This window comes from Permianibacter fluminis (genome assembly GCF_013179735.1).
In the GTDB taxonomy this organism is placed as follows: Bacteria; Pseudomonadota; Gammaproteobacteria; order Enterobacterales; family Permianibacteraceae; genus Permianibacter; species Permianibacter fluminis.
Genome location: NZ_JABMEG010000001.1, coordinates 423,716 through 439,820 on the forward strand (window position 1 = coordinate 423,716; position 16,105 = coordinate 439,820).

The 16,105-nt window shown below is 60.5% G+C and carries 18 protein-coding genes and 1 tRNA gene; 14 read left to right on the forward strand and 5 right to left on the reverse strand.

Annotated elements, in window-relative coordinates:
• The gene (locus HPT27_RS01805) at window positions 1-606 is read left to right on the forward strand and encodes an outer membrane beta-barrel protein (RefSeq protein WP_172238094.1); all 606 of its coding nucleotides are present in this window, start codon (window positions 1-3) and stop codon (window positions 604-606) included.
• 42 nt (window positions 607-648) lie between these two features.
• Here the strand turns inward: HPT27_RS01805 and HPT27_RS01810 are convergent, their stop codons facing one another.
• Window positions 649-1,323 (reverse strand): hypothetical protein, encoded by a 675-nt coding sequence (locus tag HPT27_RS01810; RefSeq protein ID WP_172238097.1) that lies wholly within the window; start codon window positions 1,321-1,323, stop codon window positions 649-651.
• Window positions 1,324-1,457: 134 nt separating this feature from the next.
• Between HPT27_RS01810 and HPT27_RS01815 the strand changes: the two genes are divergently transcribed.
• Complete coding sequence (locus HPT27_RS01815) at window positions 1,458-2,024, forward strand: nucleoside deaminase (RefSeq protein WP_172238100.1); 567 nt, start codon at window positions 1,458-1,460, stop codon at window positions 2,022-2,024.
• Between the two features lie 53 nt (window positions 2,025-2,077).
• On the opposite strand, the gene trmB is transcribed toward HPT27_RS01815, so the two are convergent.
• The 3 genes from trmB to thiS all read right to left on the reverse strand — a co-directional run bounded on the left by trmB (window position 2,078) and on the right by thiS (window position 3,983).
• Window positions 2,078-2,800, reverse strand: coding sequence for a tRNA (guanosine(46)-N7)-methyltransferase TrmB (gene trmB, locus HPT27_RS01820; protein ID WP_172238103.1), 723 nt, complete (start codon window positions 2,798-2,800; stop codon window positions 2,078-2,080).
• Between the two features lie 116 nt (window positions 2,801-2,916).
• Entirely contained in the window at window positions 2,917-3,702 is a 786-nt protein-coding gene (locus tag HPT27_RS01825) for a thiazole synthase (protein WP_172238106.1), read from the reverse strand.
• Window positions 3,703-3,782: 80 nt separating this feature from the next.
• Window positions 3,783-3,983, reverse strand: coding sequence for a sulfur carrier protein ThiS (thiS, locus tag HPT27_RS01830; protein ID WP_172238109.1), 201 nt, complete (start codon window positions 3,981-3,983; stop codon window positions 3,783-3,785).
• A 303-nt stretch (window positions 3,984-4,286) separates the two neighbouring features.
• On the opposite strand from thiS, the gene HPT27_RS01835 reads away from it, so the two are divergent.
• From HPT27_RS01835 to HPT27_RS01890, 12 genes are all read left to right on the forward strand, one after another.
• Window positions 4,287-4,889: a hypothetical protein gene (locus HPT27_RS01835; protein ID WP_172238112.1), complete on the forward strand. Its 603-nt coding sequence runs from the start codon at window positions 4,287-4,289 to the stop codon at window positions 4,887-4,889.
• 6 nt (window positions 4,890-4,895) lie between these two features.
• Entirely contained in the window at window positions 4,896-5,237 is a 342-nt protein-coding gene (locus HPT27_RS01840) for a hypothetical protein (RefSeq protein ID WP_172238115.1), read from the forward strand.
• Window positions 5,234-6,187: an HprK-related kinase A gene (locus tag HPT27_RS01845; protein ID WP_172238118.1), complete on the forward strand. Its 954-nt coding sequence runs from the start codon at window positions 5,234-5,236 to the stop codon at window positions 6,185-6,187. Before HPT27_RS01840 ends, HPT27_RS01845 begins: the two co-directional genes overlap by 4 nt.
• Window positions 6,184-7,278, forward strand: coding sequence for a nucleotidyltransferase domain-containing protein (locus HPT27_RS01850; protein ID WP_172238121.1), 1,095 nt, complete (start codon window positions 6,184-6,186; stop codon window positions 7,276-7,278). The genes HPT27_RS01845 and HPT27_RS01850 overlap by 4 nt, the downstream gene beginning before the upstream one ends.
• A gap of 338 nt (window positions 7,279-7,616) precedes the next feature.
• Window positions 7,617-8,261 (forward strand): ATP-dependent zinc protease family protein, encoded by a 645-nt coding sequence (locus tag HPT27_RS01855; protein ID WP_172238124.1) that lies wholly within the window; start codon window positions 7,617-7,619, stop codon window positions 8,259-8,261.
• Between the two features lie 18 nt (window positions 8,262-8,279).
• On the forward strand, window positions 8,280-9,185 hold the full coding sequence (gene rimK / locus HPT27_RS01860; RefSeq protein ID WP_172238127.1) for a 30S ribosomal protein S6--L-glutamate ligase: 906 nt from the start codon (window positions 8,280-8,282) through the stop codon (window positions 9,183-9,185).
• Window positions 9,186-9,187: 2 nt separating this feature from the next.
• Entirely contained in the window at window positions 9,188-9,628 is a 441-nt protein-coding gene (locus HPT27_RS01865; RefSeq protein WP_172238130.1) for a hypothetical protein, read from the forward strand.
• A 347-nt stretch (window positions 9,629-9,975) separates the two neighbouring features.
• Entirely contained in the window at window positions 9,976-11,022 is a 1,047-nt protein-coding gene (gene mutY / locus HPT27_RS01870) for an A/G-specific adenine glycosylase (RefSeq protein ID WP_211197813.1), read from the forward strand.
• 87 nt (window positions 11,023-11,109) lie between these two features.
• Window positions 11,110-11,382, forward strand: coding sequence for an oxidative damage protection protein (locus HPT27_RS01875; RefSeq protein WP_172238136.1), 273 nt, complete (start codon window positions 11,110-11,112; stop codon window positions 11,380-11,382).
• Window positions 11,383-11,504: 122 nt separating this feature from the next.
• Window positions 11,505-11,580 (forward strand) — tRNA-Phe (locus HPT27_RS01880).
• A gap of 216 nt (window positions 11,581-11,796) precedes the next feature.
• Complete coding sequence (locus HPT27_RS01885) at window positions 11,797-13,155, forward strand: sialidase family protein (RefSeq protein WP_172238139.1); 1,359 nt, start codon at window positions 11,797-11,799, stop codon at window positions 13,153-13,155.
• Window positions 13,152-13,754 carry a hypothetical protein gene (locus HPT27_RS01890; RefSeq protein WP_172238142.1) on the forward strand — a complete coding sequence of 201 codons (603 nt, stop codon included), beginning with the start codon at window positions 13,152-13,154 and terminating at the stop codon, window positions 13,752-13,754. Before HPT27_RS01885 ends, HPT27_RS01890 begins: the two co-directional genes overlap by 4 nt.
• Window positions 13,755-13,955: 201 nt before the next feature.
• Here the strand turns inward: HPT27_RS01890 and HPT27_RS01895 are convergent, their stop codons facing one another.
• Complete coding sequence (locus tag HPT27_RS01895) at window positions 13,956-16,070, reverse strand: LTA synthase family protein (protein WP_172238145.1); 2,115 nt, start codon at window positions 16,068-16,070, stop codon at window positions 13,956-13,958.
• Between the last annotated feature and the right edge of the window lie 35 nt (window positions 16,071-16,105).

A 16,105-nucleotide genomic window follows, 5' to 3' on the forward strand; every position in this document is an offset into this window, starting at 1 on the left:
ATGAAAAAATTTGCCGTGATAGCGCTGGCTATGGGCCTTTCTCCACTGGTAGCAGCAGAACAATACGTTCAGGTCCAGATTGGTCAGGCATCAACGGATAGCGTTGCAGATTTTTGCGATTACCTCGATGCGGTCACATCTGGTACACCTGGTGTTTCCACGAAATGCGATGATAAAGACACCACCTATCGCATTTCGTATGGCTATATGATCGATGACATGTTCGCGGTCGAAGGTGGCTATCAGGATCTGGGCACTGCCGAAGCCAAGGCATCCGCCGGGCCCGATTCGGTTCGTTTCATGACGGACACCAAGGGTTATGATGTAACTGGCGTTGCCCGCTGGAAGTTGAACGACGAATTTACTTTGGTCGGTCGTCTCGGCGTGATGTACTGGGAACAAGATTTTGATTACAAGTCGAACAGTACGTCACTTTACAGCGACGATGACAGCGGCACATCATTCCTTTACGGCATTGGTGCTGAATACATGATGCTATCGTTCAGCTACGAAATCATCGACCAGGTCGGTGACAATAAATTGGAAGGCTTCGACATCGGCGATGACGTAGGTCGCTTCAGCTTGGGTGCGAAGTTCACCTTCTAAGCCGAGTTGTTGTAAAAGAAAGGGGCCGCTGGCCCCTTTCTTTTATCCGAGTTTCAGATGATCGGTTTTCGGCGGTGGCGGTGGCGCTTTCTTTTCGCTGGTGTCGAGCACGGCGCCAACTTCAGCAATGGTGATGCCAGAAATATCGCCGATCTTGACCGGCTCGACTGCGCGCTGTGCGCCCAGCGTGGCGCCGACTTCGGCAACCGAGAGATCCGACAGATCCGGTTCCGGTAGCGGGATCAGCTCGCGCGGTGTGCCGATGTCGGCACCGACTTCCGCCAGCGTGATCGACGAAATATCACCGACCGGCACCGGCACGACATCCTGATGTTCGGCCATGTCGGCACCGACTGGCGCCAGCGACAGGGCGCTCAGATCAATTGGCGGCGGCACCGGCGGCGCCGGACGCAAACCCAGCAGATCGGTTCCGACCGGTGCCAGTGACCAACTGTCGCTGGCTTTGCGCGCCACACTCGGGCCGCCTTCCTGTTGCTTGAAACGGGCCAGCGCACCGGCTTCCTTCAGCGCGGCGATGTAACGCAGCGCGGCCGGGTAATCGAGATCTTTTTTGATGGTGACCGGTTGCCCGCTGAACAGGCGTTCAATGGCTTCCGGTTTGGCCTTGAACAGGTTGGCGACATTGGCCTTGACCTCGGCCAGATCGCGACCCGGCACAATCCGGCCGTCAAACACCACTTCGAAGAAGCCTTCCATCGCTGCCCTACCTCGCTGCTGTCGGCGCTGGCACTGTTGGCTGTCTTATTGCCCGGCGCTCGATTACGCTTGGATTGTAGCGCGGTATGCCGCACAAAACATGCCGGAGATTCAGCCATGCGGGAAACCGGGCAATGAACAGCGAATTGACCATCAGCCTGCCGGGCTGGGTTCGCGACGAGGTCGATTTTGGCCAGCGCTATCCGGATGATCCGTCCCGCATGGCGCTGGCCGTGCAGCTGGCTCGCCGCAATGTGGAACAGGACAGCGGTGGCCCGTTCGGCGCGGCCATCTTTGATCAGCATAGCGGTGAGCTGCTCAGCGTTGGGGTCAACCGGGTGGTGCCGCTGCACAACTGCACACTGCATGCCGAAATGCTGGCGTTCATGTTTGCCCAGCAGCGGGTCGGCAGCCACAGCCTGAATCAGCCGGGGCAACCATCGCGAACGCTTTACACCTCGTGCTCGCCCTGCGCGATGTGTCTAGGCGCCAGCCTGTGGAGCGGCGTCCGCCGCATTGTCATCGCCGCTCGGCGCGAAGATGCGCAGGCGATTGGCTTTGAAGAAGGCCCGGTGTTTCCGGCATCAGAACAGTATCTGCGCGAACGCGGCATGGTGATTGATCACGATGTTCTGCGCGACGAAGGCCGCGCCGTGCTGCAACGTTATGCCGAGCTGGATCGGCTGCGCTACAACGGCTGAACGCAATCATGGCGGCGACGCCACGCAGCGTTCGCTTTAGCCGCGGCAGTTACTCAGCTAATGCGCCGGTACATCAAATCCCAGACACCATGACCGAGCCGATGACCGCGGGCTTCGAACTTGGTCAGTGGCCGTGAAGTCGGCCGTGGCACGTAATCACCGGTGGCGGATTCGTTCTGATAACCCTCGGCGACATTCATCACATCACGCATGTGCTCGGCGTAATTTTCCCAGTCGGTGGCCATGTGAAAGATGCCGCCGATTTTCAGTTTCCGGCGCATCAACTGGGCAAATTCCGTCTGGACAATGCGGCGCTTGTGGTGGCGCGCTTTCGGCCACGGATCGGGAAAGAACAATTGCACCCGCTTGAACACACCATCGGCCAAACAGCGGTTCAGCACCTCGATGGCGTCTTCTTCATACACCCGCAGATTGGTCACTTTTGCCGTTTGCGCCGCGGTCAGGCAGGCGCCAACGCCGGGACGATGCACTTCGATGCCGAGGAAATTGATTTCGGGATGGGCGCTGGCCTGTTGCACCAATGATTGGCCCATGCCAAAACCGATTTCCAACCAGGTGGGATGGTCATTGCCAAACCAGTCGGACAGGGCGATGGGGCCGTCGGCAACGTGGCGCCCCCATTGCGGCAGCAGCATGTCGATTGCGGCTTTCTGCCGATCGGTGAACCGACCTTCACGGCGAACAAAGCTACGGATGTGGCGCAGCGGGCGGCGATCTTCGGTGCGGGCGATATCGGAATTATCGGTGGGTGCCATGATGTCATTGCGGTCCGTTCACCCTTAGCCTGTCGAAGGGTGAACTGAAAAGTCGAGAGCCCGTTCATGCTTCGACAAGCTCAGCACGAACGGTGTCGGGTTAGGCTAAAGCTCGATCAGAAAATCGTGCCGTCAATTGGCGATGACGCACTCGCATACAACTTGCGCGGCATCCGGCCGGCACGAAAGGCTTCGCGGCCCGCTTCGATCGCTTTGCGCATCGCACTCGCCATCAGCACCGGATCTTTCGCCGCGGCGATCGCAGTGTTCATCAGCACGCCGTCGCAGCCGAGTTCCATCGCGATGGCGGCATCGCTGGCAGTGCCGACGCCGGCGTCGACCAGAATCGGCACCTTGGCATTATCGAGAATCAGTTTGATGTTGTAGGGGTTGCGGATGCCGAGCCCGGAGCCGATTGGCGCGGCCAATGGCATCACAGCGATGCAACCGAGATCTTCGAGTTTTTTCGCGGTGATCGGATCATCGCTGGTATAGGCCATGACCTTGAAACCGTCCTTGACCAGTTTAGCAGCCGCTTTCAGTGTTTCCGGAATATCCGGATACAGGGTTTTCTGATCGCCGAGCACTTCCAGTTTGACCAGATCGTGACCATCCAATAATTCGCGCGCCAACCGGCAGGTGCGCACGGCATCGTCAGCGGTGTAGCAACCGGCAGTGTTCGGCAAAATGGTGTATCGCGACGGCGGAATGACATCGAGCAGGTTCGGCTCGTTCGGGTTCTGGCCAATGTTGGTGCGGCGGATGGCAACGGTGACGATTTCAGCGCCGCTCGCTTCGATGGCGGCGCGCGTCTCGGCCAGATCCTTGTACTTGCCGGTGCCGACCAGCAGGCGCGAGTGATAGGTTTTGCCTGCCAGTACAAACGAATCGGTCGTGCTCATCTGCGTTGCTGCTCCAGTGCAGGGTGACTGTGGCCAGTCACCGGAATTCGATGGGGAAACGGCTAATCGCCGGTACCGACTCAACCACCGCCGATGGCATGGACAATCTCGATACGATCACCCGGCTGCAGGCGCTGCTCGCCATGGCGCGATCGCGGCAGGATGTCGCCGTTCAGCTCGACCGCCACCCGCTTGCCGGCCAGTTGTTCACGGCTCAGCAAATCGGCGACGGTCAGGTCGGCTTCCAGCTCATGGGTTTGGCCATTCAGGACGATTTGCATGGGACGGACGGGACAGCCAGCTGGCGTAGCGGTTCGGGGGCCTGGCATGATACCAGCGTCGGCAGTGCGGTCGAAGCGCGGGCGATGTCGGGATCTTTTACAGCTACCACCCGGGCGAACACCGACCGGGCCGCGCAAACCGCTGATCTCTCGGCGTTTGCCGATCATGGCACGGCACATGCTTTTACAGGTCAGCCATAGATATAAACGCTCCCGAGCGTGACACCGACGTACGCGCAGCAAGCGCGATGACAGCCCCGCTCCGCAGTGGGGCACCCTGTAGGGAAACAAAGGCGTATTCGCATGAGCGACCAGATCAAGCCTGTAGCGGGCACTCAAGACGCTGCCACCCCAGCCGAACTGAACGGAGCCGAGCCGGCCCCGACCAATACCCGCCGTAACCTGCTGCTGGGCGCCCTGGCGACCCCGGTGTTGATGGCAGTGGCCTCCAAGCCGGTGCTGGCCGGTCAGCTGTGCGCGCCATCGGGCTTTGCCTCAGGCAATACCTCGGCGGTGGACAACCCTTCCGCCTGCAACGGTCTGTCGCCGGGCTACTGGAAAACCCATTCCAACTGGCCGTCGCCGTACACCCCCAACCAGAAATTCCACAGCGTGTTTGCCGGCAACTACTTCGGCACCAAAACCATGCTGCAAGTGCTGAGCACCGGCGGTGGCGGCCTGCAGATGCTGGGCCGGCATTGCGTTGGCAGCTTGCTGAACGCGGCGCTCGGTCCGCTCGGTTATGTGATGACCGAAGAAGAAGTCAAAGCCATCTGGGCGCAATGCGTCGCGACGGCACCAAGCTCGGTCTATGTCACCGGCACCGGCGTCACCATGACGCTGGCCGATCTCGACGAGTTCTTCAACGCCACGTACCATCAGAACATGCTGGCCTATTACAACTAAGGCAGAGTGATTCTGACCACGTATCTGGTCACCCCCGGTTTGAAAACAGCAGCGCTCCACGGAGCGCTGCTTGTTTTTCATCCTGGCTCCGGCGCCACCGTCGCCCTGACCGACAACCTGTTGGCCGCGTTCACGGCGCTGATGCGCCGTAGCGCCACACGTGCGGAATTGCTGTCCGTTCTGGCTGGCGAATTGCCGGCCGAACAGGCCGATGCCCTGCTCGATGATTGCCTGCGCCTGCTGCGCCAGCAGCAGCTCATCTGCCGGCTCGATGCGCCAGTTGATGGTGCCACTACCGTCAGCGCAAACCGCGCGGCCATTCCCCCGACCACACCGGCGGCGCCATGAAACTGGCCGAGCTTCCCTATGGCCAATTTCGCCGACGGCTGGCCGGTGCCGGCATCACGCTGGCGCTGGCACCGTATCGCGCCCATATCCGCACCTCGCTGCGCCGCGCCGCCGACGGCATTTACGCGCTGTACGGCGAGTACTCCGTGATCGAAAACGAAGCCTGTCCGGATTTCCGGGTGGCGGTGACCGCGCCATTCTTGCGACGCTGGTGGCGGCCGCAGGTACAGTTTCTGTTCGACGGGTTCGCGCCGTTCAAGCCGCTGCCAGCGGATCAGGCTCATGCGATGTTCGAATGGGGTCTGAACTGGTGTGTCGGCAATCTCGACCACACCCGGGTAATTCTGCACGCCGCAGTGCTGGAGCGGGCCGGCCGGGCGCTGATCCTGCCCGGCGAACCGGGCGCCGGCAAAAGCACGCTGACGGCCGCACTGTGCCAGCAAGGCTTTCGCCTGCTGTCCGATGAGCTCTGTTTGATCGACCCGGCGACGCTGGCCATCACCCCGGTGCCGCGCCCGGTCAGCCTGAAAAACGCCTCGATTCCGTTGATTCAGGTGCGCTACCCGAATGCGCAGTTCAGCCAGGCCGCCCGCGACACCCTGAAAGGCACCGTCGCCCATATGCAGCCACCGTCGGATGCCGTTTTGCGCGGTGAGCAAGCGGCCCTGCCCGGCTTCATCGTGTTTCCGCGCTACGTCGCCGGCAGCGCCACCGACTGGCAAACCGTGCCGCGCCATGTCGCGGTGCTGCGCTGTGTCGAACAGAGTTTCAATTACAGTCTGCACGGCGAAACCGGCTTCCACACGCTGGTGGAGTTGGCCCGCGCCAGCCATTGCCACAGCCTGCACTACAGCCAGCTCGATGATGCCATTCCGCTGTTGCAGCAGACGCTGGACCACTGGACCGTACCACCGGCAGCGGCTGCCGAATCTGGCGAGCCAACCGCATGAGCGCGCTGCCACTGGTCGATGCCCTGCTGAACCCGGCCGTTTGCGCCGAGTGGTCGCTGGCGCACTGGGATGCTGCACTCCGGCAAGCCCGCAGTAGTCGCTTACTGCCGTCGCTCGCCCTGAAAATTCCTGAAAAGCTATTGCCCGACCATGCGCCGGTCCAGCGCGCTGTTGCAACCGCCAAAGTCAGTGCGGCAGCCACCGCCAACCGGATGCGCTGGGAAATTGATCAGCTGGTGCCGGCCCTGAACCGGGTCGGGGTCAAACCGCTGCTGCTGAAAGGCGCGGCCTACCTGGCCCATGGCCTGCCTGCCAGCCGCGGCCGGCTGTTTTCCGATATCGACCTGCTGGTGCCCCGCGAACGGTTGGCTGCCGTCGAAGACAGCCTGCGCTACGCCGGTTATGTCGGCACCCATCTCGATGCCTACGACCAGCGCTACTACCGCCAGTGGATGCACGAGCTGCCGCCGCTGCAGCACATGCAGCGGCTGATCACGCTCGATGTGCACCACAACATCCTGCCGCTGACCGCGCGCGCCAAACCCTCGGCCGAACAGCTGTTTGCCCATGCCGTGCCGGTCGCCGGCACACCGTTCTGGGCGCTGTCCCCGGTCGACATGGTGCTGCACAGCATCTGCCACTTGTTCTACGACGGCGAGTGGGATCATGCGCTGCGCGATCTCTGGGACATCCACCAACTGCTGAACCACTTCGGCGCCGATCCGGAGTTCTGGGCCGCGCTGCCCGGGCGAGCCATCACTCTCGATTTGCAACGGCCGCTGGCCTACGCATTGGAAGTGCTGAGCGAGCTCTTCGACACCGCCATTCCGGCCAGCACCCGCCGCGCCAGCGCCGCAGCGCTACCGGCCAGCGGCGCCGGATTCATGCGGGTGCTGTTTCTGGCGGCGCTGCGACCGGACAATCCAAGCTGCCATCGTCGGCGCGATGATCTGGCCCGGTTTGCGCTCTATGTCCGTGGCCATTACCTGCGGATGCCACCGCATCTGTTGCTGCCGCATCTGCTCCGCAAGGCGCTGCGCCGCGACGATGACCACGCCGACAGCGATACCGACGATCGGAAACAACGCTGAGCGGCGTCGTCGCTCGAGTTCAGAACAGCTCCCGCCGGGTTTGGTGGCGCAGAGTGGCCCCCGGATTCCGCTGCGCTGCATCCGGGCTACAACCGAACTACATTCGGGTTATCTCGGCGATCAGCAGGCGACATGCGAACGGCGACCGCGCCTCATCAGGCAGCGCGACTCGCCGGTCGCCACCGCCTTGTCGGCACCACAGCGGGCGATGCTCCGGCGATTTTGCCCGCCGTCTGAGCGTATGCCGCTACAATCCCGTTCATCCCTGACGCCATCGGCGTCGGCCGGCGCTGTCTGTTGCGACAGTCGCTGCGCCTGAAAATCAGGACCGTTCCGCAATGGTGGAAGTGCTTGCCAACCCGTCCCAGTCGAACCCTAGCGGCCAGTTTTTCGGCTGGCGCGAATGGGCCGCGCTGCCGCAACTGCGCATCAAGCGGCTGCGGGTCAAGATCGACACCGGTGCGCGCACCTCGGCGCTGCACGCGTTTGAAGTGCTGCCATTCGAACGCAACGGCCAACCCTGGGTGCGTTTTGGTTTGCACCTGTCGCGCAAGCACGGCGAATTGGCGCACTGGTGCGAAGCGCCGATGCTGGATCGGCGCGTGGTCACCGACTCCGGCGGCCACGCCGAAGAGCGCTATGTGATCGCCAGCACCATCGTTTTTGGCAACGCGCACTGGCCGCTGGCAATCACGCTGACCAATCGCGACACCATGCGTTATCGCATGCTGGTCGGCCGCTCCGGCTTGCCACTCGATGCGCAAGTGCTGCCGCATCACGCCTGGCTGCAAGGCCAACCCAGTTACGACAAGCAGGCGTTTCGTACCGGTGGCAGCACCGGTGTTAACACCGATCGCAACGCCGTTGGCAACACCGAACCCGGCGCCACAACTGCCAGCCACAAAACCGACAGCACACGGGCAAGCAACACGCTGGCAACAGCCGAGCGCGCCGCGACCCGCAACGCCGACAAAAACGCCTGACCGGACCCCGAGATCACCATGAGAATTTGCGTACTGTCGCGAAATCCCCGCCTGTATTCGACCTACCGACTGGTCGAAGCGGCGGACAAACGCGGCCACGAAATCGAAGTGCTGGATACGCTTCGCTGCACGATGAACGTGGTCACCCACAAACCGACCATCCGCTACGGCGGCGAAGAGCTGAGCCGCTATGATGCGGTGATTCCACGCATCGGCGCCTCGATCACCTTTTACGGCATGGCGGTGCTGCGCCAGTTTGAAATGATGGGCGTGTTCACCATGAACGAATCGGCCGCCATCGGCCGCGCCCGCGACAAATTGCGTTGCCTGCAAATGCTGGCGCGCGACGGCATCGGTTTGCCGATCACCGGTTTTGCCCACGCCCCCGACGATATTCCGGACGTGGTGAAAATGGTCGGCGGGCCGCCGCTGGTGATCAAACTGCTCGAAGGTACTCAGGGCATCGGCGTCGTGCTCGCCGAGACCCAAACCGCCGCCGAAAGCATGCTCGAGGCATTCTTGAGTCTCGATCAAAACATCATGGTGCAGGAATACATTCACGAAGCCGGGGGCGCCGATATCCGCTGCTTTGTCATCGACGGCGAAGTGGTCGCCGCGATGAAACGGCAAGCCAAGGAAGGCGAGTTCCGCGCCAACCTGCACCGCGGCGGTCAAGCCACCGCCATCGACATTACCGACGAAGAACGCCACACCGCCATCGCCGCCGCCAAAGCGCTCGGCCTGCACGTCGCCGGCGTCGACATGATGCGCTCCTCGCGCGGCCCATTGGTGCTGGAAGTGAACGCCTCACCGGGGCTGGAAGGGATTGAACATGCCTCCGGCGTTGATATCGCCAGCAAGATGATTGCGTTTCTGGAGCGGCATATGGGGACGGATGCGGCGCGGAAGCGGAGCGAGGGTTAAACATGTGGCACAGCAGCTCAGCACTACGCATTGTTCTCTGTTGTACCGTCGCGGCGCGCTGCATCGTAGGTAACGCAACGGAAGTTTGCGAGTCTTCAGTGGGGGCATTTGTTAATGCCTTTGCGAACAGTGCATCGGTGCAAGCGGCTGCAATTCCTGAAAGTGTTGAATTTGGTCGATTAAATGAAGACGAGACTGGTTCTGGTTTTACATTGGATGTCAAAGTCTGGCCGAAAGACGAAATAAAGCTCTTTGAGTCAGGCTGGTTTCCGACGAAAGATGAGCGTGAACGGCTTGGGCTGACATTCGAGACCGTTCAGGAAAATGACGATGTTATTGTTGTTAAGCTTGAGAAATCCGACACTGACTATCTGATTCGTTATTTATTCCAAAGGAAACGCTCCTGTTACGTACTGACTGGAATTAACAATGAATCGCTGTAATTTACTTATGGATACGGTCCTGTCTCAGAAGCTTTCTGGGCTCGCAGAAATCTTGCGCATCGATTGGACTCATTAACCGAAGGGCATTGTTCAGATTTGCCATCCTAGCTCGGTTTGTTAGGATGCTTGGTGGCGTGCTTGCAAGCATCAAGAATTAGCGCTCGCCTCAGGCTTCGCTCGGTGTTACCTGTACCGAGCGGCAATCACCCCCTCCCAGCCTCCCCCTTGGCAGGGGGAGGAGCCGTACAGTTCCCTCCCCTGCGAGGGGGAGGGGGAGGGCTAGGGTGGGAGCATTGTCGCGTTGCTCGTCCCTCGAGAACCGATTCCCCGCAGTTGAATGAAATGATTTGAGTTCACAAATGTCATCCACCGCCGTCCTCACCTGGTTCGATCACAGCGGTCGCAAATCGCTGCCGTGGCAGCAGGATCGCAATCCGTACCGGGTCTGGATCTCCGAGATCATGTTGCAGCAGACCCAGGTCGCAACAGTGATCGGTTATTACGAAACCTTCATGCAGCGTTTCCCCGATGTGCAGTCACTCGCCGCGGCGCCGCTCGATGATGTGCTCGCGCTCTGGGCCGGGCTCGGTTACTACTCGCGCGCGCGCAATCTGCATGCGGCGGCGAAATATGTGGTCGAGCATTTTGGCGGTGTGTTTCCGAAAACGGTGGAAGACATGTGCGAGCTGCCCGGCATAGGCCGCTCGACCGCCGGTGCGGTGCTGAGCCTCGGCAGCAATATCCGGGCGCCGATTCTCGACGGCAATGTCAAACGGGTGCTGTGCCGCGTGGCCGGCATTCGGTTGTATGACGATCTGCGTCGCAACGAACAAAAGTTGTGGCTACTGGCTGACGAACTAACACCGACAAAGCGAGTCGCCGATTACAACCAGGCGATGATGGATATCGGCGCCACGGTCTGCACGCGCGGCACGCCGAATTGCGGCGTCTGTCCGTTCAGCCAGTCTTGTGTGGCCGAGGCCGAACAGAATTTCAGCGTCTACCCGGGCAGCAAACCCAGCAAAGTCCTGCCGGAAAAATCGACCCGGATGCTGGTGCTGCTGAACGCGCGCCATGAAGTGCTGTTGCAGCAGCGACCGCCGAGCGGGATCTGGGGCGGGCTCTGGGTGTTGCCGGAAGTGCCGGAGTTGTTGTCACCGGGCGAGTTCGCCGAACAGTTCGGCCAGGCCACCGATCTGCGTGCGCTTGAGCCGCTGCGACACACCTTCAGCCACTTTCACCTCGATATCCATACATACGCGGGGGTGATGCAGGGCGCGAGCTCCCGTATCATGGACGCCCCTTGGCGCTGGCAGCCGATGGTCGAGCTGAAAGCGGTGGGCTTGCCGGCCCCGATCCAGAAACTGCTGAAACAAATTGCCGCCGGGGCCTGATTGTTTGCTCCCCCTCATCGCCCTTGCCAAGGAGGGGAGCAACAACTCCACGTTCGCGCTTTTGGCACGCACACTTGAGGTAACCCCATGTCCCGTACCGTTCACTGCGCCAAACTCGGCAAAGAGGCCGCCGCTCTGGCTCTGCCGCCGTATCCGGGCGCGCTCGGCAAACGCATTTATGAAAGCATCTCGGCCGAGGCCTGGGAGCAGTGGAAAGCCCACCAGACCATGCTGATCAACGAAAAGCGCCTGTCGATGCTGGACCCGGCCGCACGCAAGTATCTGGAAGGCGAGATGGAGAAGTTCCTGTTTGGCGGCGATTACGAGAAGCCGGAAGGCTACGTGCCGCCGAGCGCCTGAGCGGCCAACTGACCGCCAGCCGACGGGCGCCGGCAGCAGCTGGCGATAGTTTGAGCAATCGCCCGGGACGACCGGCAGCTGCCTTGACTTTGCCGGGCCGGGTCGGCAATATGCGCGCCCTTGGCCCGGTAGCTCAGTCGGTAGAGCAGCGGATTGAAAATCCGCGTGTCGGCAGTTCGATTCTGCCCTGGGCCACCAAGAATCAAACAAAACGGCTTGTCTTCGGACAGGCCGTTTTGCTTTCTGGCCCATACGGGCTGACGCTTTCCGGTTTTGCTGAGAGCGATTTTCCCGCCTGCCCCTCTGTCGCCAGCTATCTCGGACGCCAGCGCCAGCGATCGCCCGTGAGTTTCGACAGGCCGTTTGCTAAGCTCCGCCTCGCTATGTCGCCGCTGCACTTGTCCGGTTGTCTTGATGCCTGCTTCTTTACCGCGTTACCTCCGTTGCCCACGCTCCCGTCTGGTTCTGCTCGCGCTGGTGCTGGCCTTTACCAGCGCCTGGCTGGGTCACCGTGATCTGACGCCTGCCGCGTTCCTGCGGCCGGAAAATGACCGCGGCCCGGTTCACGACGAGCACGCGCTCCCATTCAGCAGTCGCTTTGTTTCGCACGCAACCGACATGTTCGTCCATGCCGCCTCGGTGACTGCTACGGCCGACAACGGCCTGTTCGCGGTCTGGTTTGGCGGCAGCCGGGAGGGCGCTGAAGACGTGCGGATTTTCGGCAGCCATTTCGATCGGCACAGCGGGCAATGGTCCGCCGAGCAAGTGGTGATTGATCGCGCCCAGACCGAGCAGGCGCTCGGCAAGCGCATCCGCAAGCGTGGCAATCCGGTGGTGGGTATGGCGCCGGATGGCAAGCTCTGGTTGTTTTATGTGTCGGTGTCGCTGGGCGGTTGGGCGACGTCGAACATCAATCTGATGACCTCGACCGATAACGGCCACAGCTGGACAGCGTCACGCCGGCTGATCACCTCACCGTTTTTCAATTTGTCGACGCTGGTGCGCGGCCGGCCGATCTTTCACGCCGATGGCAGCATCGGTTTGCCGGTCTACCACGAAGCGGCCGGCAAATTTCCGGAATACCTGCGGCTCGACCGTCAGGGCCATATTCTCGACAAGGTTCGACTCGATTACGGCCGCGACACGCTGCAGCCGTTCCCGGTTGTACTTGACGACAGCAAGGCGATTTTTCTGCTGCGCGATGGCACCGATTCGTCGAATCGCCTGCACATCAGCCACACCGCTGATACCGGCATTGCCTGGTCGACCCCGCAGGTGACCACAATGACCAATCCCAATTCTGCGATCACCGCCGTGCGCTACAGCGACAGCGAAATTCTGGTCGTGCTCAACGATCTGGAATCCGAGCGTTACCGGCTCAGCGCCTACCTGACCGATCACGATTTCAGCCAGTGGCAGCGTATTGCCGTGCTCGACGAAGCGCCGGTTGGTGCCGGCAAACCGGTGCCGTTCGCGCAATTCAAGCCGGCCTTGGCAGAACAATTCAGCGCAACAGCGGGTGCCGATCACCGTGATTTGCTGGCCGCGTATCTGGCCGGCTGGAGCGATGATGATCGGCGTGGCTGCAAACGCAACGCCTGCGAATTTCACTATGACTATCCGTACTTAATCCAGACCGATGCCGATCAGTTCGAGCTGGTCTATTCCTGGAACAAAAGCCTGATCAAACATCTGTCGCTGTCGCGGCGATGGATTGAACAGCAGCGCGCTCAACAGCAACGCCCATCGGTGGCAGCCGAGGTGCAGCCATGATGCTTGAGCTATACAGCGCACTGACGCTTGCCTGTTTGCTGTTGTTGCCATTGCCACTGCGCCGCTTGCGCCGGCCTTATCGCCTGTTGATTGCACTGCTGCTGCTGGCGCTGACCCAGCTGCCGATTGAAGGTGTTGCGTTGGCCGGCCACTGGCGGGCCACGATTGGCGAGCCGGCCATCACCACTGCCTTGTTGTTGCTGATGATGGCCTGGCACAAATTGCACGGTCATCGGCCGACCATGCCGACCGGCCTGCGCCATTACCTGCCAATCATCGGTGTGCTGGCGCTGGTGTTTTATCCGCTGACCATGGGCGCTTCGCCGCTGGATCCGTACCGGCTCGGCTATCAACCACATGGGTTGCTGATGCTGACGCTGCTGGCGGCGTTGTGGTGTTGGTATCAGCGTGAGTTTGTGCCTGCCTTGTTGCTGGCTGCTGCTACCACGGCGTTCGCGTTTGATCTGCTGAGCTCAACCAATTACTGGGACTATCTGCTCGACCCGATGCTGGGCGTGTTCGGCCTGCTGGTGTGGCTGCGCCAGGGGCTGCGGAAATGGCGTCGCTATCGGCATCGACGTCAGACCGCTAACGCTTAGCGGATTTGCCGAGATGAAATGAAAAGGGCGATGCCGGAACCGGCATCGCCCTTTTGCTTTCCTTGCGGCTTGCAGGCAAACCGCATCGGCCACGTGCTGTTGTTCTTGAGGTTGCCTTGCCGCGTTTGCCCTGCCGCGACTGCATTCCCGTGACTGCGTCGCTGCTTATGACTGCAGTGGCGCAATGACAGATTCTCGTGATTACTGCGCTGTTTGTGCCGGTTCCGCCTGTGCCGGAACCGGCTCGGCTGTTGCAGCGGATTGGTCGAGCGTACCCTGCTTCTGCGATTTGCGGTTCTGGTAGAACTGGTAACGCGCGGTTTCGTATTCGGCCTTGGTGAATTCACTCAACCAGGCAAACACGTCAGGGTGTTCTTTTGCGACATCGCGCTTCGGATCATCCGAGTGCAGCGCATGCAGCGTGGCATTGCTGCCATCCCATTTCATTCGCACCAGATAGTCCTTGCTCAAGCCACCCAAGGTCGGCTGGTAACCCTCGGTCAGCAACAAAAAGATGGCCTGCTGCTCCGGCTTGCGCATCTGGAAATCCTGTCCCAGCGTCGTGTTCAGGTACGGCTCACCGAGCAAGCCGGCCACGGTCGGGAACATGTCAACCAGGCTCATGGGCTCGTCGATGACGCGCGGCTGCAAATAGCCCGGCGCGTAAATGATGCCCGGCACATGGTGACCATCAAGATTCAGATCTTCGACAAATTTCGGCATGTGCGGAATGGTGGTGATGCGGTTGTTGTGATCGCCGTACATCACGAAGATGGTGTTGTCGAGATAACCACCGGCTTTCGCCATTTCAAAGAAGCGGCCAACGCTGTAATCCCAGAACCGCACCGCATTGAACTGGGCATTGCTCTCGAAGCCCCACTTGGCCAGCTCGTCATCCGGGGTATCGAGAACCTTGAAGCTTTCCCGGTCTTCGGGAATGGTAAATGGCTTGTGATTGCCGGCGCTCTGGATGATGGCAAAGAACGGCTGATCGGCGGGCTGTGAACGGAACAGCTTGTCAGCATTCTTGAACAGATCCAGATCGGAAATGCCCCAGACATTGACCAGCGGATCTTTCCAGGCATCTTCCTGCAGCATGGTCACGCCATCAACGCTGTTGACAATCAACGCGCTCATGTTGGCCCAACCGGCATTGCCACCGATCAGATAAAACTTTTTGTGATCCTTGAAATTGTTGACTACGACCCGCTGATCCGGCGTGCGCGGATTGCGCGTGGCTGAATCTTTTTTCGAGACATCCGGAATACCGGTGATGCTGGCCCAGACCGTTTTCGCGGTACCGGTTACGGGGACATAGAAATGCTGGAACATCCAGCCTTCGTGTGCGATGCGATCCAGATTCGGGGTCGGGTTCAGCGGATTGCCCCAGGCACCCAAGCGGCTGGCGCCGAGTGATTCCATCATGATGAACACAACGTTCGGCTTGCGGGTGTAGTTCAGCCGATGCGGCTGCGGCGGAATCATCCGATCATAATTCGGTGCGTCCGGGGTCGGTTGATCAACGCCCAGATGCGCGATCATGGTCGGGTAGTGCTTTTTCACTTCCGCCAGATCGTAATCATCCTGAGTCTGTTCCGAGGTGTCGTACAGATACAGCACCGGATTGATCCCGAGCGCCGTCACCGCGCGATCACCGGAGAACGCCGCATCGGCCCAGCGCAACGGCACCGGGTTTTCGTAGTTGATGTTGCTGGCGCGGCCGAGCATGGCATGAAAGGTCACTACCACCAGCGCCACGGCGAACGCGATCTTGCTGCCGCGCGCCAACTTGGCATCCGGTCGTGCCAGCAAGCGTTTTTCCAACTGGATGACTGCGAGCACGACCAGCGCGGTCAGGGTCAGGTGACCGAGCACAATCCAGATCACCGGATAGCTCTGCCAGACCATTTGCGCCGAGATTGCCGCTTCTTTGAAGTAGCGGTACACGGTCGAATCAATCCGGATACCAAGATACTGGTAGTGACCAAAATCGATCATGTAAATCAGCAGCACCAGCAACAGCGCCACGATCAAATAAATCCGCGCCAGCAAGCGCACTGCGGCCGAAGTGAGCAAATTCCACTTCGGGAAAAAGGCCAGCAGCGCCAGCGGCAGGGTCATCAGGATGGCCAGTCGCAGATCGAAGCGCAGACCGATGGAAACGGTTTGCCAGACCGTTTCGGCCGGCAAGAACACGGTCTTGTTCACTTCCGAGAAGAACAGGTAGAACGCGGCCCGGAGTGCCACAAACAACAGGAAGAAAACCGTTACGGTCGCCAGCAGAAACAGCGGGCGACGGGTACGCAACCACGACATGCGAGATATCCTCAGATCAGGAGGCCAGAGTCAGA

Excerpts from the sequence above, each read along its gene's own strand:
- HPT27_RS01825 (WP_172238106.1), bottom strand. The coding sequence starts at position 3,702 with ATGAGCACGACCGATTCGTTTGTACTGGCAGGCAAAACCTATCACTCG.
- thiS (WP_172238109.1), bottom strand. The coding sequence starts at position 3,983 with ATGCAAATCGTCCTGAATGGCCAAACCCATGAGCTGGAAGCCGACCTG.
- HPT27_RS01895 (WP_172238145.1), bottom strand. The coding sequence starts at position 16,070 with ATGTCGTGGTTGCGTACCCGTCGCCCGCTGTTTCTGCTGGCGACCGTA.
- rimK (WP_172238127.1), top strand. The coding sequence starts at position 8,280 with ATGAGAATTTGCGTACTGTCGCGAAATCCCCGCCTGTATTCGACCTAC.
- HPT27_RS01835 (WP_172238112.1), top strand. The coding sequence starts at position 4,287 with ATGAGCGACCAGATCAAGCCTGTAGCGGGCACTCAAGACGCTGCCACC.
- HPT27_RS01875 (WP_172238136.1), top strand. The coding sequence starts at position 11,110 with ATGTCCCGTACCGTTCACTGCGCCAAACTCGGCAAAGAGGCCGCCGCT.
- HPT27_RS01850 (WP_172238121.1), top strand. The coding sequence starts at position 6,184 with ATGAGCGCGCTGCCACTGGTCGATGCCCTGCTGAACCCGGCCGTTTGC.
- HPT27_RS01865 (WP_172238130.1), top strand. The coding sequence starts at position 9,188 with ATGTGGCACAGCAGCTCAGCACTACGCATTGTTCTCTGTTGTACCGTC.
- HPT27_RS01845 (WP_172238118.1), top strand. The coding sequence starts at position 5,234 with ATGAAACTGGCCGAGCTTCCCTATGGCCAATTTCGCCGACGGCTGGCC.
- HPT27_RS01885 (WP_172238139.1), top strand. The coding sequence starts at position 11,797 with ATGCCTGCTTCTTTACCGCGTTACCTCCGTTGCCCACGCTCCCGTCTG.
- HPT27_RS01805 (WP_172238094.1), top strand. The coding sequence starts at position 1 with ATGAAAAAATTTGCCGTGATAGCGCTGGCTATGGGCCTTTCTCCACTG.
- HPT27_RS01855 (WP_172238124.1), top strand. The coding sequence starts at position 7,617 with ATGGTGGAAGTGCTTGCCAACCCGTCCCAGTCGAACCCTAGCGGCCAG.
- HPT27_RS01890 (WP_172238142.1), top strand. The coding sequence starts at position 13,152 with ATGATGCTTGAGCTATACAGCGCACTGACGCTTGCCTGTTTGCTGTTG.
- HPT27_RS01815 (WP_172238100.1), top strand. The coding sequence starts at position 1,458 with ATGAACAGCGAATTGACCATCAGCCTGCCGGGCTGGGTTCGCGACGAG.
- HPT27_RS01810 (WP_172238097.1), bottom strand. The coding sequence starts at position 1,323 with ATGGAAGGCTTCTTCGAAGTGGTGTTTGACGGCCGGATTGTGCCGGGT.
- trmB (WP_172238103.1), bottom strand. The coding sequence starts at position 2,800 with ATGGCACCCACCGATAATTCCGATATCGCCCGCACCGAAGATCGCCGC.